Here is a 26,640-nt window from a genome sequence, read left to right as displayed (position 1 = left end):
GCAAAAGTGGTGCTAGCAACCAGCATAGCCGAAACCAGCCTGACCATTGAGGGCGTTACAATTGTAGTAGATGGCGGGTACGCCCGCGTGCCCCGCTTTGAGCCCCGCACTGGCCTAACAACTCTGGGCACGGAGCCTGTCAGCCAAGCCGCCGCCGACCAGCGCCGGGGCCGCGCGGGCCGCCTGGGGCCCGGCACCTGCTACCGCCTCTGGACGGAAGCCGAGTACCGAGAACTGCCTCATCACCTGGCCCCCGAAGTTCTAACCGCCGACCTCAGCCCTCTTGCCCTGGAACTAGCCCTGTGGGGTGCGCAAGATGCTACTGCTCTGCGCTGGCTAGATGCTCCACCAGCACCCGCCCTGGCCCAGGCCCGCGACTTATTAGTGCGCTTGCAGGCATTGGCTAGTACGGGGCAGCCTACGGCCCACGGCCGCGCGTTGGCGGGCCTGGGTTTGGCACCGCGCTTGGCGCACCTAGTAGCCCGTGGCCAAGCGTTAGGACACGGCGCTACGGCCTGTGCGTTGGCAGCGCTGCTTACGGAGCGTGATATTCTACGGCCGGCAGATGGGTCCTTTGGCCCACCCGATTTGCGTTTGCGTCTTGAAGCCTTGGCCACGGGACGAGCCCCCTTGCCTGGCTTGCTGCCAGACGGAGCAGCCGTGCGCCGGGTGCGGGAAGCGGCGGCCGTGCTGCGGCGCCGCACCGGGGCCCAGGGAGAAATTGAGCCGGATGTGGCGGGGCTGCTGGCGGCCCTCGCCTACCCCGACCGCCTGGCCCAACGCGAAACGTCCGAACGGGTGCGCTTAGTAAGTGGACAGCGGGCCATGCTCCCCGCGGAGTTTTTTGGGCAGCAGGACGTATTTTTTGCCGTAGCGGCTCTCGATGGGGTGGCCTCCCAGCCCCGAGCAGGTTTGGCAGCCCCCTTGAGCCGGGCCGAGTTGGAGGAGTACTTTGCTGATCAAGTAGAAACCCGCGACGAAGTACGCTGGGACGAAGCAACTGGCCGAGTAGTAGCCCGTCGTTTGCGCCGGTTGGGGGCCCTGGTCCTATCAGAAACCACCATACCCAACCCCAGCCCCGAAGCTATTACGGCGGCGCTGCTCGGAGCCTTGCGAGCGGGCGGCATCAGCAGCCTACCCTGGAGCGAGGCCGCTACACACGTGCGGGAGCGGTTGGCCTTTCTACATCATACGTTTCCAGAAAGCTGGCCCAATGTATCGGATGAGCACCTGGGTGCGGAGCTTGACGACTGGCTGGGACCCTACGTGACGGATATAAAATCTTTGGCGGCGTTGAGCCGCGTAGACTTGGGGGAGGCGCTGCTCAATTGGCTACCCGGGGGCTGGGCCCAACGCCAAGAACTAGACCGCCTGGCCCCGTCTCACCTAGAAGTACCCACCGGCTCCCGTATCCGCCTCGACTATGCCGACCCCGCCGCCCCAGTTCTGGCCGTACGGCTGCAAGAAGTATTTGGCTTGCTAGATACGCCTACTGTAGGCGGGGGGCGGGTGCCCCTCACGCTGCACCTGTTGTCGCCGGGCTACCGCCCGGCTCAGGTAACGCGCGACCTGCGCAGCTTCTGGACCAGCAGCTACTTTGAGGTGCGCAAAGAACTCCGGGGGCGCTACCCCAAGCACTACTGGCCCGAAAATCCCTTGGACGCGCAGGCTATTCGGGGTACTAAAAAGCAGAATGGAATGTAGCTTTTGGCGCCTTATACTTAAGCCGCAGCCACGGTTACTAACGCCTGGTTTATCAACTATTTATTGCTTCCGCCAAGCCAGCGTAGGGAATAGATTACTCAGCACCTGGCCGCGGTATGTTCTACCTGATTTTATTGTTGAGGTAAGCTTCCCGTATATTCCCTAACATTTTTCAAAAAATCCGGTATTACTACCACCCCCTACGCCTTCCAGCCCACGCGTACGTTAGCCCCGCCTAAGCAACCAAGGCCTTTGCTCCGCCCGACTTTCTGCCTGCATGATTGATCTGCTCGATGTAAACCTACAGCAAGTACCAGACGCCTATTTAGCGGGTACCTGGCGTGTAGCGGAGCGAATATTGAACCGAGCCAGTGCAACTACTCCCCTGGCCCAGGCCACTACCCTGCAATTACAGGAAGGTCATCTGCAAGTGGATACCGCAAGCCGCGCTATCCGCGGGCAATGGTCGGTGCAGCGCGATGCCCTGTTGAGCCGCCCCTACCTGCATTTGCAGCTACCCGACGAAGAAACGACTGCGCTGGTTACTCGTCTGCGACGGGCACCAGATGGTCACCTCCGCGCCCTCACTCTGTATTTCCAATCTGGTATGGAGTTGCAACTATTGCAGCCCTAGCCCCCTCTGCCCTCACCTATGGCTTTCTCCGAGGAATCTATCCATTACGAACGACTGCAAACCGCCGTGGATGCGGCCGGCGTGGGTACCTGGGACCTGAATCCGGTATCCGGCGAACTAGTGTGGTCGGCCCGCTGCAAAGAGCTGTTCGGCCTACCAGCTACCGATACCATTACCTATGAAGATTTCCTGCGGGGCCTCCACCCCGACGACCGTGCGCCCATCGACGCGGCCGTGCAGCGGGCCTTAGCACCCACCGGGTCGGGATTGTTCGATACAGAATACCGAATTATTGGCCTCCAGGAGAACCTTCCGCTACGGTGGGCACGGGCTACGGGACGGGCCTTCTTCAATGCTGAACACACCCAAGCCGTGCGGTTTATTGGTACCATCACCGACGTTACCAGCAAGCGCCAGCAGCAGGAAGTCCTGCGCCAGAGCGAGGAGCGCTATGCCCTAGCTTCCCTGGCTACCAACGACGCCATCTGGGACTGGAACCTAGTAGACAACACCATTAAGTGGAACCCGGCCGTACAGCGCGTGCTGGGCTACGGTGCCGATGCTTCTAACACGGCTGCGCATTGGTGGTACGACCATATTCATGCGGAAGACCGAGACCGAGTAGTTGATGGCATTCACGCCGTAATTGACGGCGGCCAAACGGACTGGCACGATGATTACCGCTTCTTGAAAGCTGACGGCTCCTACGCGCAAATCATGGACAGGGGGCACGTAGCGCGCAACGATGAGGGCCAAGCTATGCGCATGATCGGGGCCATGCAGGACGTTACCCAGCAGCACGAAGCCAAAGCAGCGCTGCGCCGCCGTGAAGCCGACTTTATAGCCATGGCCGACAATGTAGCCCAACTCTCCTGGATGGCGGAGGCCGACGGCTACATCACGTGGTACAACCAACGCTGGTACGATTTCACGGGTACTACGCTGGAAGAAATGAAAGGCTGGGGCTGGGAAAAAGTACATCACCCCGACCATATCAAGCAAGTGGCGGCTTTTGTGCAGAAAGCTTGGCCGGCCGGTGAACCGTGGGAACTGACTTTTCCCCTGCGCAGCAAAGAGGGCTTGTACCGCTGGTTCTTAACCCGTGCCGTGCCCATACGCAACGACCAGGGCGAGGTAGAACGCTGGTTTGGTACCAATACCGACGTAACGGACATGCGAGAGCTACAAAACCAACTAGAGCGCTCTTACCAAGATCTAGAAGTGAAGGTAACGTTCCGTACTCTTCAGTTAGAGCGCGAAGTGCAAGAGCTACGCGCCCAATTGGCTGCCACTACGGCCGGCCCAAAGCCCGTATAGCACACTGTTACTGTAAAGACTCATAAAGAAAGCCCCGCGGTGCTGCACCGCGGGGCTTTCTTTATGAGTGCAAGCGTACTTACTCGCCAGCTGGGAAATCGGCAGAGTCGCCGAGGTCAGCCACTTGCTCTAGCTCCTGCACCAGCTTCGTGAATTTTTCCCGCGCCCCTTTCACGGCTGCTTTGCCAAGCGGTAAGTGCAGGGGCGGGTTTTCCTGACGCACCAAGTCGTACATGATTTGAGCAGCACGCTGGGGGTCGCCAGGCTGCTTACCACTATAGCTCTGAATACCCTTAAGGTTTTCGCCTACTGTAGAGCGGTAGTCCTCAATGGCGGTATCCACGAAGGAAGCAGAGCGACCTGCCCAGTCGGTACGGAAACCGCTCGGCTCAATGTTGGTTACCTTAATACCCAGGGGAGCGACCTGCTGAGCTAAGCTCTCACCAAGGGCTTCGAGCGCAAATTTGCTGGCGTTATACACGCCCACGCCAGGGAAGGTCTTTAGGCCACCAATGCTAGTGATGTTGAGCACGTGGCCGCTTTTCCGCTCGCGAAGGTGGGGTAGCACGGCCCGCAATACCCGCAGCGGACCGAACACGTTCACATCGAACTGACGCTGCACTTCGGCCTCGTCAATCTCCTCGATGCTACCCAAGGAACCGTAGCCGGCGTTATTTACCACAACATCAAGTTGGCCGAAGTGCTGAATAGCATCCTGCACGGCCTGCCGTACTTGCTGTTCGCTCACAACATCGCACACGAAGCCGTGGCCTTTATCGCCAGCCTTCTGAGTGAACTCATCGGCTTGCTCCTGTTTGCGGAAGGTAGCCGCCACACTGTCGCCTTTATTTAGGCAGTACTCGGCCAGTTCTTTGCCGAATCCGGTGCTTACACCGGTTATGAACCACGTTTTGGTAGTTGCCATACTATGTTGAGGGGAATGATACTGATGCTACCGCCTCGGATGAAGCGGCTGGCAGGTTTAACCCCAAAAGTGCCCCTTGGGTTTTTAGGCACTCGGTTTCCGCCCTCAACCCCATTATGGGCCAATTGTATGGCACCGCATCGAGTGAACTGTGACTAGGCTTCGGCAAGCATGAACGACAACACCTTCAACTAAGACCACGCCCAATGCCGCTTTGAAAGGCAGCTACATGAATTAATAGGCAAAGTATAGTGGCATTTCCGCCTCCTTTACTGATAGCACCTTAGTAGGGCGCCCAGTCTTCGAGAAGAGCAATACCTGACCGCGACCCTGCATTACAGTTTAGATTTGCGCTGTCCAACACCCAGAATGCTGGTTCCCACGGTACCGGCCCAGTAATAGCCCGCTCTCCTACTACATGCTTCCCTCTCCGTTAGAAAGGCCTTAGCTACTGCGTCGGGTCTCTTTTTATGACGTTGATTTTACGGCCTGGGAAAAGAAATTAACAGAACGACAACCGGAAATGAACAGGTAAAAACCGGAAACCCAATTATTCGCCGTAATTTTACCCGGCAATAAGCGGAACCTAACCTTCTTGTTGCCATGGCCGACTACGCTGCCAAAATTGCCTTCGAGGCTCTTACCTATGACGACGTCCTGCTACTTCCCGGTTACTCGGAAGTACTGCCCCGCGACGCCGACCCCAGTTCTCAGCTTACCCGCAACATTCGGCTTAAACTTCCCTTTGTATCGGCGGCTATGGATACCGTAACCGAAGCCGACATGGCCATTGCCATGGCCCAGGAGGGCGGTATTGGTATCATTCACAAGAACATGAGCATCCGGGCCCAGGCCGAGCTGGTGCGCCGCGTGAAGCGTTCCGAAAGCGGAATGATTCTCGACCCCTTTACCCTGGAGGAAACAGCTACTCTGGCCGATGCCAAGAAGCTGATGCGCAACAACAACATCGGTGGTATTCCGATTGTAGACGAGCAGCGCCGTCTCAAGGGCATTCTCACCAACCGCGACTTGCGCTTTGAGAAAGACATGACCCGTTCGGTTTCGGACGTGATGACTCCTTCGCCCCTGGTAACGGCCAAGGCGGGCACCGAACTCACGGCGGCTGAAGACATCCTACAGGATTCTAAAGTAGAAAAGCTCCCCGTGATAGACGCGGAAGGCCGCTTAGTAGGCCTAATTACGTACAAAGACATCCGGAAGCGCCGCCGCACCCCTAACGCCTGCAAAGACGAGTTTGGCCGCCTGCGCGTGGGGGCTGCCGTAGGCGTTACTCCCGACCTCCTGGCGCGCATTGCTGCCCTAGTAGATGCTGGCGTTGACGTAGTAAGCGTAGATACAGCCCACGGCCACAGCAAAGGCGTACTGGACGCCGTACGCAGCATTAAGCAGCAGTATCCTACCCTGGAGGTTATTGCCGGCAACGTAGCTACCGCCGAAGGAGCCCGGGCCCTGGCTGATGCAGGTGCCGATGCCGTGAAGGTAGGCGTGGGCCCCGGCTCTATTTGCACTACGCGCATTATTGCTGGCATTGGGGTACCTCAGCTTTCGGCCGTGATGGAAGCAGCTCGTGGCCTGGAAGGCACTGGGGTTCCACTCATTGCCGACGGTGGCATCAAGTTTTCTGGCGACGTGGTAAAAGCTTTGGCTGGTGGGGCTAGCACCATCATGATTGGCTCCTTGCTGGCTGGCACGGAAGAAGCACCCGGCGAGGTAACGCTTTTTGAAGGCCGTAAGTACAAAAGCTACCGCGGTATGGGCTCGGTAGAAGCCATGGAAGAAGGCTCGAAAGACCGATATTTCCAGGACGCCGAGGACGATGTGAAGAAACTGGTACCTGAGGGTATTGTAGGTCGCGTTCCATACAAGGGTCTGGCTAGCGAAGTGCTCTACCAGCTGGCCGGTGGCCTGCGGGCAGGCATGGGCTACTGCGGAGCTGGTAGCATTGAAGCGTTGCAGACGGCGCGCTTCGTACGCATCACGGGGGCTGGACTACGAGAGTCGCACCCCCACGACGTACAAATTACCCGTGAGGCGCCCAACTACAGCAGCAAGTAGGCTAAGCTGGTAGTGTTTCCTAGAATGCCGACAGCCTCTGCGCTGTCGGCATTTTTGTATTATCGTCCTATATATCGGTTAGCTGGCTCATGACATCAGTCAACTGACAACGGTAGTTAGGTACACATGGCTTATCTTGCCCATCCATTTCGCCAAACGCCATGCTTGCACGGCGGAATGGTTGACCTTAACCTGGTTTCATGCCCTTTGACCGGAAGCTATCTTCCTTTATGTTGCCGCTTGCCCTTCTAAGCTGGGTTGGCTTGCTGGTTTGCTCCTTGCTGTATGCGCATCCGCAACAGATTGGCAATACTAGCTTCCCAGGTTGGCCCATGCTCGTAGCTCAAGCAGTTTTTGCTGCTGCGGTGTTTTTACACGAGCGTGCCCAGCCTGACCGCCTACGGGGCTTAGACTTTGTAGGCCTTCTGCGCCGACTACTACTAGGCCCTGGTTTACTGGCTACTGTTTGCGTGGGCTTGCACCTACTAGAAGACCTGTTTCGCCAGCAGACACCGGGAATTTCGTCGGTAGTGTCTACCGTCGCTTACACCATAAACGTTGGCCTATTCATTTTATTCTTAGCTCGTACCAATTACAGCTGGCGTTCTTTGGTCCTATTCCGGTCGTCTGCCCGCTTGCGGCGGCAATGGGGCTGGTTTGAGGCCTTACTCGGCATTACGCTATTGGTGCGCTTGGTGTCCTGGTCACCACCCCAAGCAGTCCTGATTGGGGTGCTCGTTTTCCTAGGCGGATTTGGGGCTTATTTGAGCAGCAACCAAAAGTGGGTAGCCTACCTCAACCGGCGCCAAAAGCTGGAAACGGTGCTACTACAGCTAGGTATTATTGTGGCCATGGGCGTCTTCGTTGGCTACTTCCTGCGCACAGCCCATACCGTTCGGCTTATTACCCCGGCACCTCAGCAGGCTTTCCTGCTGCTGAATGCCTTTTTCGCTGCCTTCTATGCCTTTATGGGCTTGATGGTAACGTTTTTCAACTTGCCCACGGCCGGAGTATTCGAGCAAAAGCGCGAGGAGATTCTTAGCCTGCAGCGCCTCACCCAGCTCATTCAGAAAAGCCAAACAGCGGAGGAAGTATACCGCATGCTCTTCGACTCGGCCATCCAAACCGTGGAGGCGGATGCTGCTTGGCTGGAAGCAGACAACTCTTCTACCGACTACCGCGGCCAGCACTATCGCATTGCGCCCGAGCAAGCCACTGCCGTTTGTCAGCTCCTGGCAGAATACAACCTGGGCCAGATTGAGTACCTCAACAACGACCTGCCTAATAGCACTGGTTTCCGCTCGTTGAACTTGCCCTACGGCTCCCTTATTGTAATGCCGCTGCGCTCCAGCAAGCGCCAATATGGAGCGCTTTACATGCTGAAAGAGCAGCGCCAAGGCTTCGACCGTGAAAACCTAAGTATTCTGCAAACCTTCACTAGTCAGACGGTGCTGAGCATTGAGAACCTGCAACTCATGCAGGCCTCTATTCAGAATCAGTTGGTGCAGGAAGAGCTTAAGATTGCCTCGTCGGTGCAGGACAGCCTGATTCCGAAAGACCTGCCCATCGACAACTGGTTTGAAATCAGCTCCCATGCTCTGGCTGCCAAAGAAGTAGGGGGCGACTTCTACGACTTCTTGCATTTGCCCGGCCGGCGCCTGGCGGTGCTCATCGGCGACGTATCGGGTAAGGGTATTACGGCTGCTTTCCACGTGGCGCAGATGAAGGGCATCTTTCATGCCCTCATGCAGGAAAACCCCCTAGCGCGCAATGAGCGGGAGAAGTTCCCCGTACCCAGTAAGTTCATGGCCCAGGCCAACAATGCCCTGGCGCGCTGCCTAGAGAAGGCCGCCTTCATCACGGCTTCTCTATACATCATTGATTATGAGCACGGCGGCTTTGTATTTGCCCGCGCCGGCCACTGCCATACGCTGTACTATCACTCCATTAAAGAGGAAGTATCGTACTTCCACACTGCTGGGCTAGGCCTGGGTATCATTCGCAACGATACCTACGAGAAGCACATCAAAAATCAGTTTTACGACTATAACCCTGGCGACGTCATGGTCATCTACACCGATGGCATTGTAGAAGCCCGGGGTGAGGGTGGTGAAGAGTACGGGGAAGACCGGTTGCTGCAAATGCTGGAGCGCACGTACTACCTAGACGCTACAGCCATTAAAGAGCGTATTCTGAGCGACTTAGAGGAGTTCAGCCGCGGTCAGCCCATTCACGACGACCAAACCCTACTCGTCATTAAGTTCAAGGACTCCGAACCCGAAGCCCGCCTTTAACGTAGCACGCAGTTATGAAAATAACGCAACATTCCTCTGAAAATACGCTTACCCTCAGCCTAGATGGCGAGCTAGATGCTAGCTCGTCAGTGCTGCTAGATAGCGAGTTAAATGCCCCTGAGATTCTCAACTATACCAAGGTTCTCATCGACTGCCAGCGCCTCAACTATATTTCCTCGGCGGGCCTAGGAGTTTTTATTTCTCATTTGCAGCGTTTTCAGGACGCCAACGTGAAGCTGGTGTTTTTCAACATGCAAGAGAAAGTCCACAATGTGTTTGAAATACTGGGTCTAGATTCGCTGCTGACGATTGTACCGTCGCAGGCAGAAGCGGCTGCTGTTTAATGAGCCATAGGGTATCAGAATAGAATGAAAAACGCAATCCGAATCAGCTGCACTCGCCGCAACCTTAAGGTGGTGCGTGATTTCGTGAGCGGCTTTTTGGGAAGCTACCAGTTATCGGAGTTGCATACTAACCAGATTGTGTTGGCAGTGGATGAAGTGGTGGCCAACCTCATCATTCACGGCAATCAGGAAGACGAATCTCAGTTTTTGGATGTGCGCGTGAGCATGCGCAACCAGGAGTTTGGTATCGAAATCGAGGATGAAAGCCCCACTTCCTATTCCCCTTCCTCATACAAGGAGCCCGATTTGCAGGAGTTCGTCCGCATTGGGAAGAAAGGCGGTGTAGGAATGATGCTTGTCAACCGAATTATGGACCGGGTGGAGTTCACCACGGTGGGCGCCCACAATGTGTGCCGCCTGTATAAGAAACTAGGTTGAGCTTTCGTTCGTTACGTACCACCAAAAGCGCCCAGCGACCGGGCGCTTTTTTTATGTTACTTACTTCGTAAGCGGCCGGCCGGCTGGCCGAAAAAAATCCGTAAAATTGCGTTTGTCAGCCGTTCATGTCCGGGGCTCACCCTGGCCGGTTTACGCGCTTCGCAGATTCCTTTTTTCCTCTATGCACCACCGCTTTTTGCTTGCCGGTACTGCCGCAGCTGCTCTTTTGGCCGCTGGCTGCCAAACTACCAAACCTACTACTGCGGCTAAGCAGCCTGTTGTCGAAACCTTGGGCACCACGGCAGTACCCGCTTCGGAGTTTGCCTACGTGTACCGCAAAAACAACAGCTCGGCACCTGAGTACGGCACCAAGGCCAGCGTAACAGAGTATCTGGACTTGTATACCAACTTCAAGCTGAAGGTGCTGGAAGCCGAGCAACGCGGCCTCGATACTACGCAGGCCTTTAAGCGGGAGCTAGATGGTTACAAGCAGCAACTTGCTCAGCCCTACCTCACGGAGAAAAGCGTAACCGATAAGCTGGTACGCGAGGCCTATGACCGGATGAGCAAGGAAATTAATGCCTCGCACATCCTCATTCGGGTGCAGCCCGATGCCGACCCCAAAGATACCCTAGCGGCCTACCAGAAGGTCACTGCGCTGCGCCAGCGCGTAACGGGAGGCGAGGACTTCGGGAAGGTAGCTCGGGAAACGTCAGAAGACCCCTCTGCCCGCGAAAACGGCGGTAAGCTGGGTTATTTCACGGCCATGCAAATGGTGTATCCCTTCGAGTCGGTAGCGTATAGCACGCCAGCCGGGCAGGTTTCGCAGCCGGTGCGTACGCGCTTTGGCTACCACATCATTAAGGTGAACGATGTGCGACCCGCCCAGGGGGAAATCAAGGTAGCTCACCTAATGATTCGGGCTACGCCAGGTATGCCCAAGGCCGATTCGGTAACGGTAAAAAAGAAGGTGGATGAACTCTATAGCCGCCTTACCCAGCGCAAGGAGAACTGGGAAAAGCTTGTTGCGCAGTTTTCGGAAGACGCGGGCTCGGCGGCTAACGGTGGAGAGTTGCCTCCCTTTGGCACTGGGCGTATGATTCCGAGCTTCGAAGAAGCAGCATTCAAACTACAGAAGCCCGGCGACCTGTCGGCACCGGTGCAGACGCCCTATGGCTGGCACATCATCCGGCTCATTGAGAAGCAGCCAATCCCCACATTTGAAGCCATGGAGCCGACGCTGAAGAGCAAGGTGTCCAAGGATTCGCGCTCGGAGCTCAACCGCGCGGCTTTCCTGAAGCGGGTGCGCACTGAAAACAACTTTTCCGAAAATCAGGCGGCCAAAGACTACGTGCTTAGCAGGGCCGACACCGCCCTGGTAAATGGCCGCTTTAAGTACACGGCTCCCGCCACCCCAGCAAAAGGCAAAAAGGCTACTGGCGACGCTCAAACACTATTTACTATTCAGGGCAAGCCCTACCCCGTTTCCGACTTCCTAACCTACGTCCAGAGCAATCAGAAGCCCCGTGCCGGCTCTGATGCCCGCTTCACCATGCAGCAGCTCTACGATCAGTACGTAGATCAGAGCCTAACTGAGTTTGAGAAAGCCAATTTGGAAACCAAGTATGAGGACTACCGCATGCTGGTGAAAGAGTACCGCGACGGTATTCTGCTGTTCCAACTCATGGATGAGAAGGTATGGAGCAAGGCCATTGAAGACACAGTAGGTTTGCAGAAGTTCTTTGCCGCCAACCAGGCCAAGTATCAGTGGGAGCCGCGCGTGCAAGCTACCGTGATTAGCGCGGCCACTCCGGCGTTGCGCACACAGGTGCAGCAGCTAGTAGCTAATCCTGCCGCTTCGCTGCCTATCACCCAAGGCATTCCAGCCAGCGTCAGCTTCCGGCCACGCACCGTTACACTAAACCCAGCTAGCACGGCTTCGCTAGAAGCATTGGCGGGCCAACTAGTAACAGACACCACGCTTCAGGTTACGATTAGTGGTCAGGTGAAAAATGCAGCGGCGGCTACCCTAGCTCGTCAGCGGGCCAGCCAGATTCAGTCTTACTTCGTTCAGCAGGGCATCCGGGCTAGCCGCGTACCAGTAAACGTAACAATAGGCGGTGCGCAGTCGCGGGCGGCGGGTTCGGTAGATGCCATTTATTTCCGGGGCTACACCCGCAACCCTGCCGCTATTGAGCAGCGCTTTAATGCACAAAACCCATTGGCCGTGCAAGTGCAGCAGCGTAGCTTCCAGAAGGGTGATAACAAGGTAATAGACGAGTTCTTGAGCAGTGCTCCAGGCACGTACACTACCCAGAAGGACGGCCGCTACTATACTGTGATTGTTGAGAAACAGCTGCCAGCGGGCCCAAAGAGCCTAGCTGAAGCGCGCGGACAAGCTACCTCCGATTACCAGAATCACCTGGAAAAGGAATGGATTGCCCAACTGCGCGAAAAGTATCCTGTGAGCATCAACCAGCCAGAGGTAGAAAAACTAGTAACGAAGTAGCACCTATAAGCGAGTACTGCTGCAGCAGAAGCAAGACCAGGAAAGTTGGTACCACGTAGCACTTTCCGTTCTGATAGTTTCTTACTACTCAGTACTCGTTTCTTTTTTCGGCCGTGCAACGGTGCCCCCACTTCTGGGCTCTACTTCCTGAATTTGGGCTTTTGTTACCTGCACTGGTGGTTTTTGCCGGAGAAAGGATTTATGATGAAATTTACGGGCAGCTTTTGGCGTTTTGCCTGCTGTCTAGCTGGTAGAGGGTAGTAGCTTCTGCGGGCATTACTGGTAAAGATTCCAATGACTCAGTTTTTCCAATTATCGGCCCGCGGGGTGCTGTTGAGTGCGGCCCTGCTGGCTGCTTCGGTTACGTCCAGCTACGCGCAGCTCGGCATAGGTCGCCCCGTTGGCCGCCAAATCGTCGATGGCATTGTCGCCAAAGTTGATAACCAGATCGTGTTGCGCTCCGATCTGGAAAACCTATACGCTCAGGAGCAGGCTCGAGCCGAAGGCAAGCCCCTGCCCCCTGACTTGCGCTGCCGTATCTTACAGAGCCTAGCTCTCAACAAGTTGCTACTAGCAAAGGCTGAGACTGACTCAGTAGTTGTAGAAGACAGTCAAGTAAAAAATGAGCTGGACCGCCGCATGGCGTACTTCGTGCAGCAGATTGGGTCGGAGAAGAAGCTAGAAGAGTACTACAACAAACCCATCAAGCAGCTTAAGGACGAACTGCGCATTCAGGTGAAGGATCAGTTGGTGCAGCAAAAGATGCAGGATGAAATTGCGGGTAAGGTGTCGGTGACTCCGCGCGAGGTGCGCCAATTCTACAACCGCATTCCCAAAGACAGTCTTCCTTACTACTCCACGGAGGTAGAAGTGGGTCAAATCATTAAAATTGCTAAGACCAACTCCAAAGCGAAGCAGGCTACTCAAGCCAAGCTTAACGACCTGCGGGCACGCATTCTGGCGGGCGAGGATTTCGCCACGCTGGCAAAGCAATTCTCGCAAGACCCTGGCTCGGCGGTAGAAGGGGGCTACTTAGGCTTCTTCAAGCGCCGCGAGCTGGTGCCCGAGTACGAAGCCGCCGCCTTGCGGTTGGAGCCGGGGCAGCTCTCACCCGTGGTAGAGTCGCAGTTTGGCTTCCACTTGATTCAGCTGATTGAGCGCAAAGGCGACAGTTTCAGCACCCGGCACATTCTGCTCAAGCCCGAAACCGGCACTGCCGATGCCACCGAAGCTGCCCAGGAGTTAGCTAAATTGCGTCGCCGCATTATGGCCGATAGCGTAACGTTTGCGAAAGCAGCTAAAGATAACTCCGACGATAAAACGTCTGGGGGCAATGGTGGCCTGATTGCCAACCGAACCGACGGTAGTTCTTACTTACCACTCGACAAGCTGGACCCGGCCATTTTCTTCACCATTGACACAATGAAGGTAGGCAGCATCACCCCACCCCTGCCCTACCGCACCGACGATGGCAAGGATGCTGTTCGTATCCTGTGGCTGAAGTCGAACAATCCGCCCCACCAAGCCAACATCACGGACGACTACCAGAAACTGGCCGCTGCCGCACTAGAGGAGAAGAAAAACAAAGCCCTCGACGAGTGGTTTCTCAAGAACCGTGGCACGGTGTACCTGGAAGTAGATCCGGAGTATACAGGCTGCAACCTTCTGAATTCTTCTTTATAAAGTGAATTGAGCATAAGACCCACGCAGTGAGCTTCGTGCAGCGAAACTTCACTGCGTGGGTCTTATGCTTACTCTACATTTCGATAGAATATGTCCTTCTCTTCCGATAAAGAAGCCGCCGACGCGCTGGCCCAATCATACCGCACATTAAGCAAGGAAATCGGCAAGGTCATTATCGGGCAGGAAGAGGTAGTACAGCTAGTACTCACGGCCGTCTTCTCGCAGGGTCACTGCCTGCTAGTGGGCGTGCCCGGCTTGGCTAAAACCTTGCTGATCCAAACTATTGCCGATTCGCTGGACTTGTCGTTCAACCGGGTACAGTTCACTCCTGACCTGATGCCCTCCGACATTGTGGGCTCGGAAACGCTAAACCAGCAGCGCGACTTTCACTTTGTACCGGGTCCAATTTTCGCCAACATTGTGCTGGCTGATGAAATCAACCGCACGCCGCCTAAAACGCAGGCGGCCCTTCTGGAAAGCATGCAGGAGTACGCCGTGACGGTAGCTGGCAAGCGGTACCCTTTAGAGCGGCCTTTCTTCGTGCTAGCCACTCAGAACCCTATTGAGCAGGAAGGTACATATCCTTTGCCTGAGGCCCAGCTAGACCGCTTCATGTTTAACATTGAGCTAGGCTACCCCAGCTACGAGGCAGAACTGCAAATCGTGAAGAACACTACTTCCGATAAGAAGCCCAGTGTCTCTAAAATTCTGCACGCCAGCGAGATTCAAGCCTACCAGCAATTGGTGCGCCGCGTGCCCGTAGCCGACAACGTAGTAGAGTATGCGGTTGGACTGGTGCACAAGACCCGTCCTAATACAGATCGGGCGGCCGTGCGGGCTTCTCAGCTACTGGAATGGGGTGCTGGTCCCCGGGCTTCTCAGCATCTTATTGTGGGAGCTAAGTGTCACGCCTTGCTGCACGGCAAATATTCCCCCGATATTGAGGATGTGCGCGCCGTGGCATTACCTATTTTGCGTCACCGTTTGGTGCGTAACTTCAAGGCCGAAGCCGAAGGCATCAGCGTAGAGCAGATTATAAAGGAACTCCTGTAGAAGCGGCACCTTCGTACCCTTCACATCTTACTTTCTCCCTCCTAGCTACATGGAAGCAGCCGGTTATTACCAGCAATTTGAGCGCAACATTGCCATTATTCTGGATGCTCTGCAAGTGGGCCTTGATGTGCGTACCACTGCCCTTGGCGTCTCGCTGCCGATTGAGATATACGTGCTGTGCGAGGTCTTAAACCAAGCGGGCGCCCAGTATCGGCTGACAACGGAAGGCCTGGCACGGGTGGAAGAGTTTTATGCTCAGTTCACGCAGCACACCGCAGAAACGGAAGCCCAGATGCGCCAGATTTTGGAGGATAAGAAGGCTATGATGCGTACGCCCGAAGGCCGTGTGCTGACTAAGGAGATGCTCATTCGCCGGCTAGAATTCTTCAATGAGGCTGCCCGTCTTTTCAACGTAATGCGCACGCAGCAGTCCTTGGGTAGCCCTCCACAGCATCGCTCAGGCATTGGAGCAGCACTGCAGAAATAGCCGGCTCTACTACGCCCGTTGTTTTGGCCGTAGCACCGTCTGTTTGAACGCAAAAGAGGCCTGCTACTGTGTAGCAGGCCTCTTTTTTGTTTGTATCTATACCTGTCTTAAACAGCCTTGTTCGGACTGTTCAGGTGTTTAGCTCATAGAAGCGGTAGCCTCTTGGCGAATTTTGGTGTTGCCGTCTTTAGAGTGCTTCAGGTTCAATCCTCCAACTGGCTCCTTTTTCAGGTTGCTAGGCACCTCATCTCCATGCGGGCCTTTAGAGATGGTCACGCCACCGTCTACGTAATAGGTGGCACCGGTTACGTAGCTTGCTTCATCGGAGGCAAGGAAGAGGTATACGTTGGCTACTTCCTCTGGCGTACCCCGACGGCCCAATGGCACGCCTTGGGTTGTCATCTTCTCCATCTTTGCGTCCATGGGGCCCGTTTCTTTGTGGGTCCATGCCGTATCGATAGGCCCGGGGCCAACAATATTGGAGCGTACCCCGAATTTAGCTTGTTCCACGGCTACACCGCGTTGGAAGGCGTGCACAAATCCCTTCGTGCCACCATAGGGCGTGTTTTGGGGCTCGCCCATATGGCCCGCCTCTGAACCAGCCGACACGATGTTGCCGTGCGTTTTCTGCAAGTGCGGAATAGCAGCGCGCGTCATCATGAAGTTGGAGTACACGTTGTTCTTAATCATGTACTCGAATGCATCCGTGGGGTACTTGTCAATGGTAGACACCGCAGGGAAAGCACCGGCATTATTAACTAGAATGTCTAGCTTCCCAAACTCTTTCACGGCTACTTCTACGCAGTCTTTGGCGGCTTCCTCGTAGGAGATGTCGCCGAGGTATCCAATGGCTCGGCCACCGCTGGCCAGGATTTCATCTACTACTTCACGAACGGGGTCACTGGCGAGGCCTACCACAATTACTGCGGCGCCTTCGCGAGCAAATTTCTTACAAATGGCTTCGCCGATACCGGCACCGCCGCCCGTTACAATGGCTACTTTATTCTGCAGTCTAGCACTCATGGCTATAGTATTAAAGTTGAAGTAAGTTGTTGCGACGAGCCGCCATGCAAGCAAACTCTCGACGTACTGCTTGTTTTCAACGCCATTCTGGAGAGCGGGTTTTCGCGTACAAGGTCGCAGATGCCTCTGCTGCATCTCAGCTAGCTCTTTTCGAGGCATTCTCCCCAAATCATGTACGCTGCTCCATCGCTCACCCGGGTCCCGTGCCTTGCTGCTCGCTTAACACTACGGCCCTACCAGCCACTGATGTCGAACTGTTCTTCTGCCTTCTGGATGCTAACCGCCCGCGCCTCCAACCTGCGTTTCCCGCTCGCCTAGCAGCCGTGCAAACCCGTGCTGACGCTGCCCAAGTCTTGTATCAGTTTGACCAAGATTGGGAAACCGGCCACCTGTACGTATTCGGCATCTGGCATACTACTACTGGGCGCTACCTGGGCGATATTAGCCTGCGGCCCAGCTGGAGGTCGCCTGTTACGGGTGAAATTGGGTACTACCTCTCCGCCGAGGCCGAGGGCCACGGGTACGCCCGCGAAGCCCTCGCAGCATGGTGGAGTTTGGGTTTACTACCCTGCGTGCTGCTCATCTACTTATCCGTTGCCGCGACGATAACCCACGCAGCTGCGCCGTGGCCGAGGCCGTTGGCTTCCACCCCGTCCCACCCCAGCCCCACCGCTGGGCACTGGGTGTTCGGAACGCTACACCCATCCGTTACTACGTACGCAAGCAGACCGGACAGTAAGAGCGCTGCTAGTCATCGTCGCGTCGGAGGGTCTTCAGCAAGAAGCTTTGGTTGAAATTGAGGTAGAGAGCAAAGGAAAAGTCGAAGAGCCCATTGTTTAGATCATACAACGGCTCAAAACGGGTAGTCAGAAGCAGGTTGCCGGGCAGCCGGTAATCCCGCATCACTCGCAAAATCAGCAGTTCTCGTTGCTTTTCCGTGTAATTTGGGTCCACAGCTGATACCGAGATTGAGCGATACAGCCGTCCCCCCAGTGGCGATATAAAGCCGTTGCCACTCCAGTAAGCCAGTTGCAGATTGGATAGCTTGGTATCAAGACCAGCGTTCAGGTAGAGACCCGTACCGTGGCCATAGGGCAGTGCACTAGTAAAAGAGTAATCCTTGAAATAAGCGAAGTACCCGTCGAAGTGCGCTGCCTGCACGAAGCGAGACGCTACTGCCCGCCGCACTCGTAGGCCGGTAGCGCCGTTAAACAGGGTTTGCAGGGGTATGTCAATGGTGTCGAGCTGGCCGCCGCGGTGAGTGGCCGTGAACTGCACAGGTAGCTTCAGGAGCCAACCCGTAGAGTCGCCCAGCAGGTTAAACTCCGAGGAGAATCCACCCGCTACCTCTTCCTGGAAATTGCTAAATCGGTACTGCTGGCGTTGCCAGTTTACCCACACATCCAGAAAGGTGCGGGGCGTTCGTAGCTGATACTGGCTACCTTCTTCCAGCCGATTCGTAATGACGCGCTCGAAGTCGAACAGCGGCTCAATATAGCCGTGGTGCAGATGGCCTTCCAGATTGCCAAAGATGAGCCGGTGCGGCCCCTGCTGGTACTTTACCGTGAGTAGCGGCCGCACCTGCCGTAGCCGTGGCGTACCATAGTCTTTCCAGAGGTAGACGCCAGCTTCCAGTCGTAGATTGGTGGCAGGAAAATATACTAGCCGCGGGGCTAGTTGGGCACCGAAGTAGGTGAGACCGGGGTCAATTTTGTTGAAATATTCGTTGTCCTTATTGAATAAGAAGCCCTGCACATCTAAGCGGAGCTGCCGCTCGTAAGATGGCCCCAAGGGCAGGGGATACGTAAATGCCCGATTATCTAACTGCCCAAACGCTACTTGCAGCGTACCCAACCAACCTACCAACGTCAGTATCAGGGCGGTAGAAACGCGGCTATTTCCCAAAAATTTTAGCACAGAAAAAACACACTAAAATCAACGAATTTTTTTAGCATTGTGGGCACAAAATATAGCCCGTCGACGTTACCATGAGCCGACCCGAAAAGGCCCCGGCAATGTGGCTCTGGCTTGCTTCCTACACGGTTGTAGAGGCCGGCTAAAAGGGTTACATTCACCAAACCTAAGCATTTCCAAACAACCCCTCTATATAATGGCTGCAACCACTGACAAGGCCGAGAAAACTGTCAACGCCAACGCCGAGAAAATGAAAGCGCTCCAGCTCACCCTGGACAAGCTTGACAAAAACTACGGCAAAGGCACCGTGATGAAGCTCAGCGACAACAAGGTGATGGACGTCGAAGTTATCAGCACCGGCTCGCTAGGCCTAGATATTGCCCTAGGTGTAGGCGGTTTGCCCAAGGGCCGCGTGTAGAAATCTACGGTCCAGAATCGTCGGGTAAGACGACCCTCACCATGCACGCTATTGCTGAGGCGCAGAAGAAAGGTGGCATTGCGGCCTTCATCGACGCCGAGCACGCCTTTGACCCACTGTATGCGAAAAAGCTAGGTATCGACACTGAGAACCTGCTGATTGCTCAGCCCGACAATGGTGAGCAAGCACTGGAAATTGCCGATCAGCTAATTTCCTCTGGTGCCATCGACATTATCGTGATTGACTCCGTAGCAGCGCTGGTACCGAAAGGTGAACTGGAGGGCGACATGGGTGACTCCAAAGTAGGTCTGCATGCTCGCTTGATGTCTCAGGCCCTGCGTAAGCTCACGGGTACCATCAACAAAACCAACTGCCTCTGCATCTTTATTAACCAGTTGCGTGAGAAGATCGGCGTAATGTTCGGCTCGCCCGAAACCACTACTGGTGGTAACGCTCTGAAGTTCTACGCCTCGGTTCGCCTTGACATCCGTCGTATTGGTCAGATCAAAGAGGACAAAGACAACGTGACGGGTAACCGCACGAAGGTGAAGGTGGTGAAAAACAAAGTAGCTCCCCCCTTCAAGGTTATCGAGTTCGACATCATCTACAACGAGGGTATCTCGAAGGTGGGCGAAATTCTTGACCTAGGCGTTGACATGGGCATCATTGCCAAGTCGGGCTCGTGGTTCTCGTACAATGGCGACCGTCTTGGCCAGGGCCGTGAAGGCGTAAAGACCATCCTACAGGACAACCCTGAATTGGCCGACCAGATCGAAGCACAGATTCGCGCCAAGGTGAAAGGCGACCCGGAGGAAGCACTAGCAGCTATTCCCGAGGATCGTTCGATGGATGACGATGAAACAGTTGAGCTGTAAGTCGTAATCTTATTGCGGTATGTAAAAAGCCCCGCTGGTAAACCAGCGGGGCTTTTTATGCTTATACTGGGTAAGTGACCCGGCACAAAACCAATTCAGATGGGCTTTGCGTAAGGAAATATTCGTACCCAATCCGAATCCTGTATCTTTGCTGGCACCCCATTTGAAGAGGCACCGGCTACACCCTACTCTGCCGCTACTACATGACTCGCCGCTGGCTCCTGTTCCCGTCGCTTCTGCTGCCCTTGGCGGCGCTGCTCACGGCATTCAGCCCTCTTTCAAATGCTACCCGTAGCGTTGCCAATACTAGCTTTGAGCGCGGTGAGGTTCTTCAATATAAGGTGCATTATGGCTTGATCAATGCGGCGGAAGCGGTAATTGAACTAGACCCCAACGTGCATCGCGTGAACGAACGGCCTTGCTACCGGGCCACTGTTTCGGGTACTACTATTGGCTCGTTCGACTACTTTCTGCGCATCCGTGATACGTGGCGCTCTTACATCGACACGACCAGCATCTTACCCCAGCGCTTTACGCGCAGCATCGAAGAAAAGAATTACCGCAAGCACGAAACGGTAGACTTCGACCACTTGCGCGACATGGCAACGGTTGAGAGCTACAAAAAGAACAAAAACGAGGTTAAGCACGGAACCTTCAAAATCCCCAACAACGTGCAAGACCTAGTAAGCGGCTTTTACTTCCTGCGCACTCTCAACTATGATCAGCGGCGGGTAGGCGAAGTCATAAAGGTGCAGGGCTTCTTCGACGAAGACGTTTTCAATATGGACGTTGTGTATAAAGGACGCGAAACGGTAGAAACCAAAGCCGGCGTTATTCGCGCTATCCGCCTCGTCCCTAAAATGCCTAGCAACAAGCTGTTCCGAGGAGAAAATGCCATTTCGGTTTATCTCTCCGACGACCGAAATAAAATTCCGGTGCTGATTCAGGCTGAGATGTTCGTGGGCGCCGTGAAAATAGATATGTACAAATACAAAGGCCTGCGAAACCGTCTGAATTTGGTAGCTAAGAACTAATGTCTTTGAGAAAGCGACTCCCTGTGGGGTCGCTTTTTTTATTGCCTTCTCCCCTCCCCGCTCTGTATGGATTTCACTGATTCACCCTGGACCCCGGAAAATTCCTGTTCAGCTTCGTCGGAACCCGCCGAAACCTATACAACTCCGTACGTGCGTCGTCCTGCCCCAGTGCCGGGTAACGAAAACGTAACACGCTGTGCCCGCCGGCCGGCGGTACTTTTGTCTTCGCGTATTCTTTTCTACCCCAAACCGCCTCGCCCCGTGCAACCAACTTCCTCGCCTAACGCTTACAAGATTTTAGTAGTCGATGATGATCCAGACATTGTAGAGCTACTGGAGTACAACCTGCGCAAAGAAGGGTACGAGGTAGCCTCTGCCCCAGATGGCCGCAAAGCATTGGAGGTTGCGCCACAGTTCAACCCCGACATTATCTTGCTGGATGTGATGATGCCTCACCTCGATGGTATTGCCGCCTGCCGTCAACTGCGCGAAATACCTAAGTTCAAGGAAACATACATCATCTTCTTAACGGCCCGTGCTGAAGAGTTTTCAGAAGTTGCCGCCTTTGATGCCGGTGCCGACGACTTCATTGCTAAGCCCATTAAGCCTCGCGCACTGATGAGCCGCTTGGCTGCCTATGTGCGCCGGGATAAAGACCCGCAGGTGCAGGTAGAGTCTATTGAAATCAACGGCCTCAAGATTGACCGCACCGGTTTTGCGGTGTACCAGGATGGGCGCAAAATATCCTTGCCAAAAAAGGAATTCGAACTGCTGGCATTTCTGGCCGCCTCGCCCCATAAAGTATTTGGGCGCGACGAGTTGCTCCAGAACATCTGGGGAAATGACGTATTCGTGTTAGCTCGCACTGTCGATGTGCACGTGCGAAAAGTGCGCGAGAAAGTTGGCGACCATCACATCCAGACGATAAAAGGAGTCGGCTACAAATTCAATACCGACAACTAATCGACAGGGACTAGCAAAGACGTCATGCGAGGCGTGGATAGCCTTCTGCCACAGGAGTAGTATATTCCTAGTGCTAGAAGCTGTTCCGCGTTTGGCATGGCGTCTTTTGAGTATCCTCTTGTTTCAACAGTATGCGTTTTACCATTTCATCTCGGGTCATTGCCATCATCCTGTCCTTACTGGTAGCTGGTGTGCTGACCACCCTCGCTTGGGTAGCGCCTACCTTAACACTACAGGATGGCGTGCTGGCAGCAGGCATTACTGTAGCTGCCTGTTTTTTGCTTCTGTACCTGATGTTTGAAGCCCTGATTTTTCGGGAAATCAACAACATCTACGAAGGGCTAGAGAATATCAAGCGGAAGGAGTTCCGACGCATGTCGAGTAAGTTTCTCTTTCGACCAGAGCCCTTAAAACGCATGCGCGACGAAATCTTGGACATGGCGCAACGCCGTCAGCAGGAAATTGACGAGCTGAAACGCTTGCAGGTACTACGCCGAGAGTTCTTGGCCGACGTTTCACACGAATTAAAAACGCCCATTTTTGCGGCTCAGGGTTTTGTTCATACCATCTTAGACGATGATGATGTGGATGAATTCACGCGCAAAAAGTTCTTGCAAAAAGCTGCCAGCAGCCTTGATGCGCTAGATGCCCTAGTGCAAGATTTAGTAACTATATCTCAGTTGGAAAAGGGCGTAGTGCGCATGCGCCGCCAAAAGTTCGACATTGCTCAACTAGTGCGCGATATTTTTGAGCAACTAGAGATGAAAGCCACTGCTCGCCACGTCGAGTTAGCCCTTGTTTGCCCAACTGCTACTCCCAACGAGCCGCTGCAAGTAGTAGCCGACCGCAACCGTATTCGGCAAGTGCTCATCAACCTCATCGACAACGCCATCAAGTACGGTCGGGAGTATGGGCACGTCACGGTTACTCTGACGGAGAGTGGCAAAGGAATTCGCATTAGCGTGCAAGATGATGGGGAGGGTATTCCCAAGCAGCATCAAAACCGCATTTTTGAACGCTTCTACCGTATTGATAAGAGCCGCAGCCGAGAGTCGCGTAATGCGGGTGGTTCAGGGCTAGGGCTAGCTATCAGCAAGCACATTGTAGAAGCGCACAAGTCTACCATCCGGGTGCGTAGTGAATTAGGCCAAGGGACCTTACTAGAGTTTAAATTGCCCAAGTCTAAAGGACCTGTAGTGGTTCCCACTGCTCAAGAATAGGATTACTACTGCTTGTATAGCCAATTCTACTCATTACTTGTGGGTCGTGCTGCACACGCGTATGCTTAGCCCACATTGCCGTACCTTTGCAGCACGCATATGAAGCTACCTGATTTCAACGACCTGATTCTGTTTGAGGACGAAGACTACGTCATCATCAACAAACCTCCTTTCCTGGCCACTCTAGATGAGCGCTTCGGAGGAGCTCCGAATATCCTGCGGTTAGCCCGCGAGAAGTACGACGATATCCAAGCGTGCCACCGCCTCGATAAGGAAACCAGCGGTGCCCTTGCCCTCGCCAAAAACCCGGCTGCCTATCGTCATTTGGCTATGCAGTTTGAAAACCGCGAGGTAAAAAAAGTGTACCATGCCGTCTCTTGGGGCGTACATGAGTATGAGGGCTTGCAGGTAGATCGTAACATTGAGACGACCACCAAGGGCAAGGCTCGGTTGGCCTATAAGGGTAAGCCTGCCATAACCATGGTGCGCACCCTGGAAGCTTTTGCCAAGCACACGCTGCTGGAATGCCAGCCCGTAACAGGGCGCATGCACCAGATTCGCCTGCACCTTATGTACCTCCAAGCGCCTATTGTAGGAGATACTATGTATGGGGGCGACAACTTCTACCTGTCTTCACTGAAAAAGAAGTTTAACGTAAAGCAGGGAGAAGAAGAGCAACCTTTCATCAAGCGGTTTGCGCTACATGCTGCCCAACTCACGTTTGCGCTGCTAAATGGTGAAACCACCACAATTGAGGCACCCTACCCAAAAGATTTTCGGGTATTGGTAGATACGCTACGCCAATATCAGTAGCTCATAACTGAGCTGTTGCAGTTAGTTGTATATGATTACTGCTGTTGGCGAGCAAGTCAACTGCTGGCTTGCTCTGGCTGAGGCGCTCGTGTACTTACTTCTAACTCAGGCACAAATAATCACACAAGGCCTTGCATATCCGCCCAAAGGCGGTAACTTTGTGTCCGTTTTTCCCGAACCTCGTTCGGTTTTCTCCTCATTTCCAAACGCTTATCCTCCTCCCCAATGGATCATCTGAGCTTCAAGACGGTATCCGTCAACAAAGCCAACGCCGATAAGGCATGGGTTGTGGTTGATGCCAGTGTTGCGCCGCTGGGCCGTCTGGCCAGCCAGATTGCCAACATGCTACGTGGCAAGCACAAGCCGTCGTTCACCCCCAACTCTGATTGCGGCGACAACGTCATCGTTATCAACGCCGACCAGTTGCGCGTAACGGGCAAAAAGCTGACCGACAAAATCTACATCACGCACTCGGGCTACCCCGGCGGTCAGAAGCGCATTAACCTGCGTGACAAGAAAGCCAAAAACTCGGCTAGCGTGATTGAGCACGCTGTGCGTGGTATGCTGCAAGGCAACAAGCTGGGCGCAGCACAGTTCCGCAACCTGTACGTGTATGCCGGCTCTGAGCACCCCCACGAAGCGCAGCAGCCCAAAGCTGTTGAACTCACGAACCTCTAAGCCTTTTCGTAAGGCTTTCCTTTTTCTCTAATTCATTTCATTAATGGAAATCTCCAATACCTCTGGTAGAAGAAAAACCTCGGTGGCCCGCATCTACATGCAGGCCGGGCAAGGGAATATCACTATCAACGGCCGGGACATGAAGACGTACTTCGGTAACGAGCTCCTGGAAAACATCGTGAACCAGCCTTTGGCGACGATCGAGCAAGTCGGTCAGTACGACATCAAGGTGAACGTGCGCGGTGGTGGCATTTCGGCTCAGGCTGAAGCTATCCGTCTGGCCATCTCGAAAGCCATCGTCGGCGACAACACGGAGCTCGCCCCGCGCTGAAGAAAGAAGGCTTCTTGACCCGCGACCCGCGCATGGTGGAACGCAAGAAATTCGGCAAGCGCAAAGCTCGTCGTTCGTTCCAGTTCTCGAAACGCTAATCTTCCAGAGGAACCCTTATCATGCTCAGACCACCACTTATAAAGAACTACTCGACGCGGGGTCGCACTTTGGCCACCTTACGCGCAAGTGGGATCCTAAAATGGCGCCGTACATCTTCATGGAGAAGAACGGCATCCATATCATTGACCTGAACAAAACCCTCGTTTCGCTCGATCAAGCAGCTGCGGCTATCCGTAACATTGCTAAGAGCGGTCGTAAGGTGATGTTTGTGGCCACCAAGAAGCAAGCGCAAGAAATTGTAACGGAAGAGGCTAAGCGTCTCAAAATGCCGTTCGTAACTGACCGTTGGTTGGGTGGTATGCTCACCAACTTCACTACGGTGCGCAAGTCGCTGAAGAAAATGAGCACTATCGATAAGATGGTGAAAGAAAATACGGCCTACGCTGCTCTCGCAAAGCGCGAAAAGCTGATGATGTCGCGTGAGCGCGAGAAGTTGGAGCGCGTTCTGGGCGGTATTGCCGACCTGAGCCGTCTGCCTGCTGCTCTGTTCGTGGTAGACGTGAAGCGTGAGCACATTGCCGTGAAAGAAGCTCAGAAGCTGGGTATCCCGGTGTTTGCTATCTGCGACACGAACTCGAACCCTGAGCTGGTGCAGTTCCCCATTCCCGCTAACGACGACGCATCGAAGTCAATCCAGCTCATCGTGGGCGTGATTGGCAAAGCCATCGAGGAAGGCCTATCGGAGCGCAAAGTCGACAAGGAGGATGCCGACAAAAAGCAAGCTGAAGACGAAGGCATTCAGGAAAAACAGAACGCTGACGAATAGTCTGCCTGTTCATTGAAAAAAGGGAACATGCGAAGCGTTGGCTCCGATGTTCCCTTTTTCTTTACCTGCCAACGCTAGCTAATGCATCACCTTTGAAGCCATTAGCTACCGGCAGTTGCACAGAAATTAACCCTCACACCCTCATATACTCTCACAACAATGGCAGCAATTACCGCCGCAGACGTGAACAAGCTCCGCACCATGACCGGTGCTGGCATGATGGATTGCAAAAAAGCGCTAACGGAAGCCGATGGTGACTTCGAAGCTGCGCGTGACATTCTGCGCAAGCAGGGCCAGAAAATTGCTGACAAGCGTTCGGATAACGCAACATCTGAAGGCCTTGTACTGGCTGCTGTAAGCGAGGATGGCACCAACGGTAAACTGATTGCTTTGGCTTGCGAAACCGAGCCAGTAGCGAAAGTAGCCGACTTCAAGAACCTAGCGCAACTCGTACTGGATGCGGCCGTGAAAACTAACGCAGCTACGAAAGAAGAACTGCTAGCTGCTCCTCAAGAAGATGGTCGTTCCGTACAGGAGCACATCACTGACCTGATGGGCAAAATTGGCGAGAAGCTAGACGTAGTTTCTTACGAAAATGTGACTGCTGAGAAGGTAGCTTCTTACATCCACTCCGATAATAAGAAAGGCGTTCTAGTGGCCCTGAAAAACGTAGGTGGTGCCGACGTGACGTCAGTAGGCCGCGACGTAGCTATGCAAATTGTAGCTATGAAGCCAGTAGCTCTCGATAAGGATGGCGTTGATGCTGCTACCATCGAACGTGAAATTGAGATCGGCAAAGAACAAGCTCGTGCCGAAGGCAAGCCAGAGGCAATGCTTGAAAAAATTGCACAGGGCAAACTGAATAAGTTTTACAAAGAAAACACCTTGCTAAACCAGGAGTTTGTAAAAGACAATTCAGTAACAATTGCTCAACTGCTCGACAAGACTCAAAAGGGCTTGACGATTTCTGACTTCAAGCGTGTAGCTATTGTAGGCTAAGCCTTGAGCTAGACAAAAAAGA

The 26,640-nt window shown here is 54.3% G+C and carries 22 protein-coding genes and 3 pseudogenes; 22 read left to right on the top strand and 3 right to left on the bottom strand.

What is annotated here, in order from left to right; translation table 11 throughout:
• The 3 genes from hrpB to VI25_RS09135 all read left to right on the top strand — a co-directional run.
• On the top strand, window positions 1-1,704 hold a 1,704-nt coding region (gene hrpB, locus VI25_RS09145), incomplete at its 5' end, for an ATP-dependent helicase HrpB (protein WP_055562444.1).
• 277 nt (window positions 1,705-1,981) lie between these two features.
• Complete coding sequence (locus VI25_RS09140; protein WP_045690526.1) at window positions 1,982-2,338, top strand: hypothetical protein; 357 nt, start codon at window positions 1,982-1,984, stop codon at window positions 2,336-2,338.
• 18 nt (window positions 2,339-2,356) lie between these two features.
• A complete protein-coding gene (locus VI25_RS09135) occupies window positions 2,357-3,655 on the top strand; it encodes a PAS domain-containing protein (RefSeq protein WP_045690527.1) in 1,299 nt (432 codons plus the stop codon).
• A gap of 79 nt (window positions 3,656-3,734) precedes the next feature.
• Here VI25_RS09135 and VI25_RS09130 read toward each other — a convergent pair whose 3' ends face one another.
• The gene (locus VI25_RS09130; RefSeq protein WP_045689271.1) at window positions 3,735-4,580 is read right to left on the bottom strand and encodes an oxidoreductase; all 846 of its coding nucleotides are present in this window, start codon (window positions 4,578-4,580) and stop codon (window positions 3,735-3,737) included.
• 603 nt (window positions 4,581-5,183) lie between these two features.
• Here VI25_RS09130 and guaB point away from each other — a divergent pair.
• The 8 genes from guaB (at window position 5,184) to VI25_RS09090 (ending at window position 15,464) form a co-directional block, all read left to right on the top strand.
• Window positions 5,184-6,656 carry an IMP dehydrogenase gene (gene guaB, locus VI25_RS09125; RefSeq protein ID WP_045689272.1) on the top strand — a complete coding sequence of 491 codons (1,473 nt, stop codon included), beginning with the start codon at window positions 5,184-5,186 and terminating at the stop codon, window positions 6,654-6,656.
• 230 nt (window positions 6,657-6,886) lie between these two features.
• Entirely contained in the window at window positions 6,887-8,950 is a 2,064-nt protein-coding gene (locus VI25_RS09120; protein ID WP_161806907.1) for a GAF domain-containing SpoIIE family protein phosphatase, read from the top strand.
• Window positions 8,951-8,964: 14 nt separating this feature from the next.
• On the top strand, window positions 8,965-9,294 hold the full coding sequence (locus VI25_RS09115; RefSeq protein WP_045689273.1) for an STAS domain-containing protein: 330 nt from the start codon (window positions 8,965-8,967) through the stop codon (window positions 9,292-9,294).
• 24 nt (window positions 9,295-9,318) lie between these two features.
• On the top strand, window positions 9,319-9,732 hold the full coding sequence (locus VI25_RS09110; protein ID WP_045689274.1) for an ATP-binding protein: 414 nt from the start codon (window positions 9,319-9,321) through the stop codon (window positions 9,730-9,732).
• Between the two features lie 181 nt (window positions 9,733-9,913).
• Window positions 9,914-12,241 (top strand): peptidylprolyl isomerase, encoded by a 2,328-nt coding sequence (locus tag VI25_RS09105; protein WP_045689275.1) that lies wholly within the window; start codon window positions 9,914-9,916, stop codon window positions 12,239-12,241.
• Between the two features lie 294 nt (window positions 12,242-12,535).
• The gene (locus VI25_RS09100) at window positions 12,536-13,924 is read left to right on the top strand and encodes a peptidylprolyl isomerase (protein ID WP_072144783.1); all 1,389 of its coding nucleotides are present in this window, start codon (window positions 12,536-12,538) and stop codon (window positions 13,922-13,924) included.
• Between the two features lie 90 nt (window positions 13,925-14,014).
• Entirely contained in the window at window positions 14,015-14,977 is a 963-nt protein-coding gene (locus VI25_RS09095; RefSeq protein ID WP_045689276.1) for an AAA family ATPase, read from the top strand.
• Between the two features lie 49 nt (window positions 14,978-15,026).
• The gene (locus VI25_RS09090; protein ID WP_045689277.1) at window positions 15,027-15,464 is read left to right on the top strand and encodes a hypothetical protein; all 438 of its coding nucleotides are present in this window, start codon (window positions 15,027-15,029) and stop codon (window positions 15,462-15,464) included.
• A 138-nt stretch (window positions 15,465-15,602) separates the two neighbouring features.
• Here VI25_RS09090 and VI25_RS09085 read toward each other — a convergent pair whose 3' ends face one another.
• A complete protein-coding gene (locus VI25_RS09085) occupies window positions 15,603-16,487 on the bottom strand; it encodes an SDR family NAD(P)-dependent oxidoreductase (protein ID WP_045689278.1) in 885 nt (294 codons plus the stop codon).
• 44 nt (window positions 16,488-16,531) lie between these two features.
• On the opposite strand from VI25_RS09085, the pseudogene VI25_RS28850 reads away from it, so the two are divergent.
• Both VI25_RS28850 and VI25_RS26685 read left to right on the top strand, forming a co-directional pair.
• Window positions 16,532-16,975: pseudogene (locus VI25_RS28850) on the top strand (GNAT family N-acetyltransferase); the annotation flags it as partial.
• Window positions 16,976-17,031: 56 nt separating this feature from the next.
• Entirely contained in the window at window positions 17,032-17,226 is a 195-nt protein-coding gene (locus VI25_RS26685) for a GNAT family N-acetyltransferase (RefSeq protein WP_236704987.1), read from the top strand.
• A gap of 8 nt (window positions 17,227-17,234) precedes the next feature.
• Here VI25_RS26685 and VI25_RS09080 read toward each other — a convergent pair whose 3' ends face one another.
• Window positions 17,235-18,404, bottom strand: a complete 1,170-nt coding sequence (locus tag VI25_RS09080) for a hypothetical protein (RefSeq protein WP_052695337.1) — start codon at window positions 18,402-18,404, stop codon at window positions 17,235-17,237.
• Window positions 18,405-18,597: 193 nt separating this feature from the next.
• On the opposite strand from VI25_RS09080, the pseudogene recA reads away from it, so the two are divergent.
• The 9 genes and pseudogenes from recA to tsf all read left to right on the top strand — a co-directional run bounded on the left by recA (window position 18,598) and on the right by tsf (window position 26,618).
• Window positions 18,598-19,694: pseudogene (gene recA, locus VI25_RS09075) on the top strand (recombinase RecA).
• A 203-nt stretch (window positions 19,695-19,897) separates the two neighbouring features.
• A complete protein-coding gene (locus VI25_RS09070; RefSeq protein ID WP_045689280.1) occupies window positions 19,898-20,728 on the top strand; it encodes a DUF3108 domain-containing protein in 831 nt (276 codons plus the stop codon).
• 261 nt (window positions 20,729-20,989) lie between these two features.
• Entirely contained in the window at window positions 20,990-21,691 is a 702-nt protein-coding gene (locus tag VI25_RS09065) for a response regulator transcription factor (RefSeq protein WP_045689290.1), read from the top strand.
• A gap of 131 nt (window positions 21,692-21,822) precedes the next feature.
• Window positions 21,823-22,911 carry a sensor histidine kinase gene (locus VI25_RS09060; protein WP_045689281.1) on the top strand — a complete coding sequence of 363 codons (1,089 nt, stop codon included), beginning with the start codon at window positions 21,823-21,825 and terminating at the stop codon, window positions 22,909-22,911.
• Window positions 22,912-23,010: 99 nt separating this feature from the next.
• Window positions 23,011-23,724: an RluA family pseudouridine synthase gene (locus VI25_RS09055; protein WP_045689282.1), complete on the top strand. Its 714-nt coding sequence runs from the start codon at window positions 23,011-23,013 to the stop codon at window positions 23,722-23,724.
• Window positions 23,725-23,949: 225 nt separating this feature from the next.
• The gene (rplM, locus tag VI25_RS09050; protein ID WP_045689283.1) at window positions 23,950-24,402 is read left to right on the top strand and encodes a 50S ribosomal protein L13; all 453 of its coding nucleotides are present in this window, start codon (window positions 23,950-23,952) and stop codon (window positions 24,400-24,402) included.
• A gap of 43 nt (window positions 24,403-24,445) precedes the next feature.
• Window positions 24,446-24,831, top strand: a pseudogene (gene rpsI / locus VI25_RS09045) (30S ribosomal protein S9).
• Entirely contained in the window at window positions 24,831-25,619 is a 789-nt protein-coding gene (gene rpsB, locus VI25_RS09040) for a 30S ribosomal protein S2 (protein ID WP_045689285.1), read from the top strand. The pseudogene rpsI and the gene rpsB overlap by 1 nt, the downstream one beginning before the upstream one ends.
• A gap of 159 nt (window positions 25,620-25,778) precedes the next feature.
• Window positions 25,779-26,618, top strand: a complete 840-nt coding sequence (tsf, locus tag VI25_RS09035) for a translation elongation factor Ts (protein ID WP_045689286.1) — start codon at window positions 25,779-25,781, stop codon at window positions 26,616-26,618.
• Window positions 26,619-26,640 lie beyond the last annotated feature (22 nt).

It is taken from the genome of Hymenobacter sp. AT01-02, assembly GCF_000961955.2.
Classification (GTDB): Bacteria; Bacteroidota; Bacteroidia; order Cytophagales; family Hymenobacteraceae; genus Hymenobacter; species Hymenobacter mucosus.
This window is presented reverse-complemented; position numbering and strand designations above follow the sequence as displayed.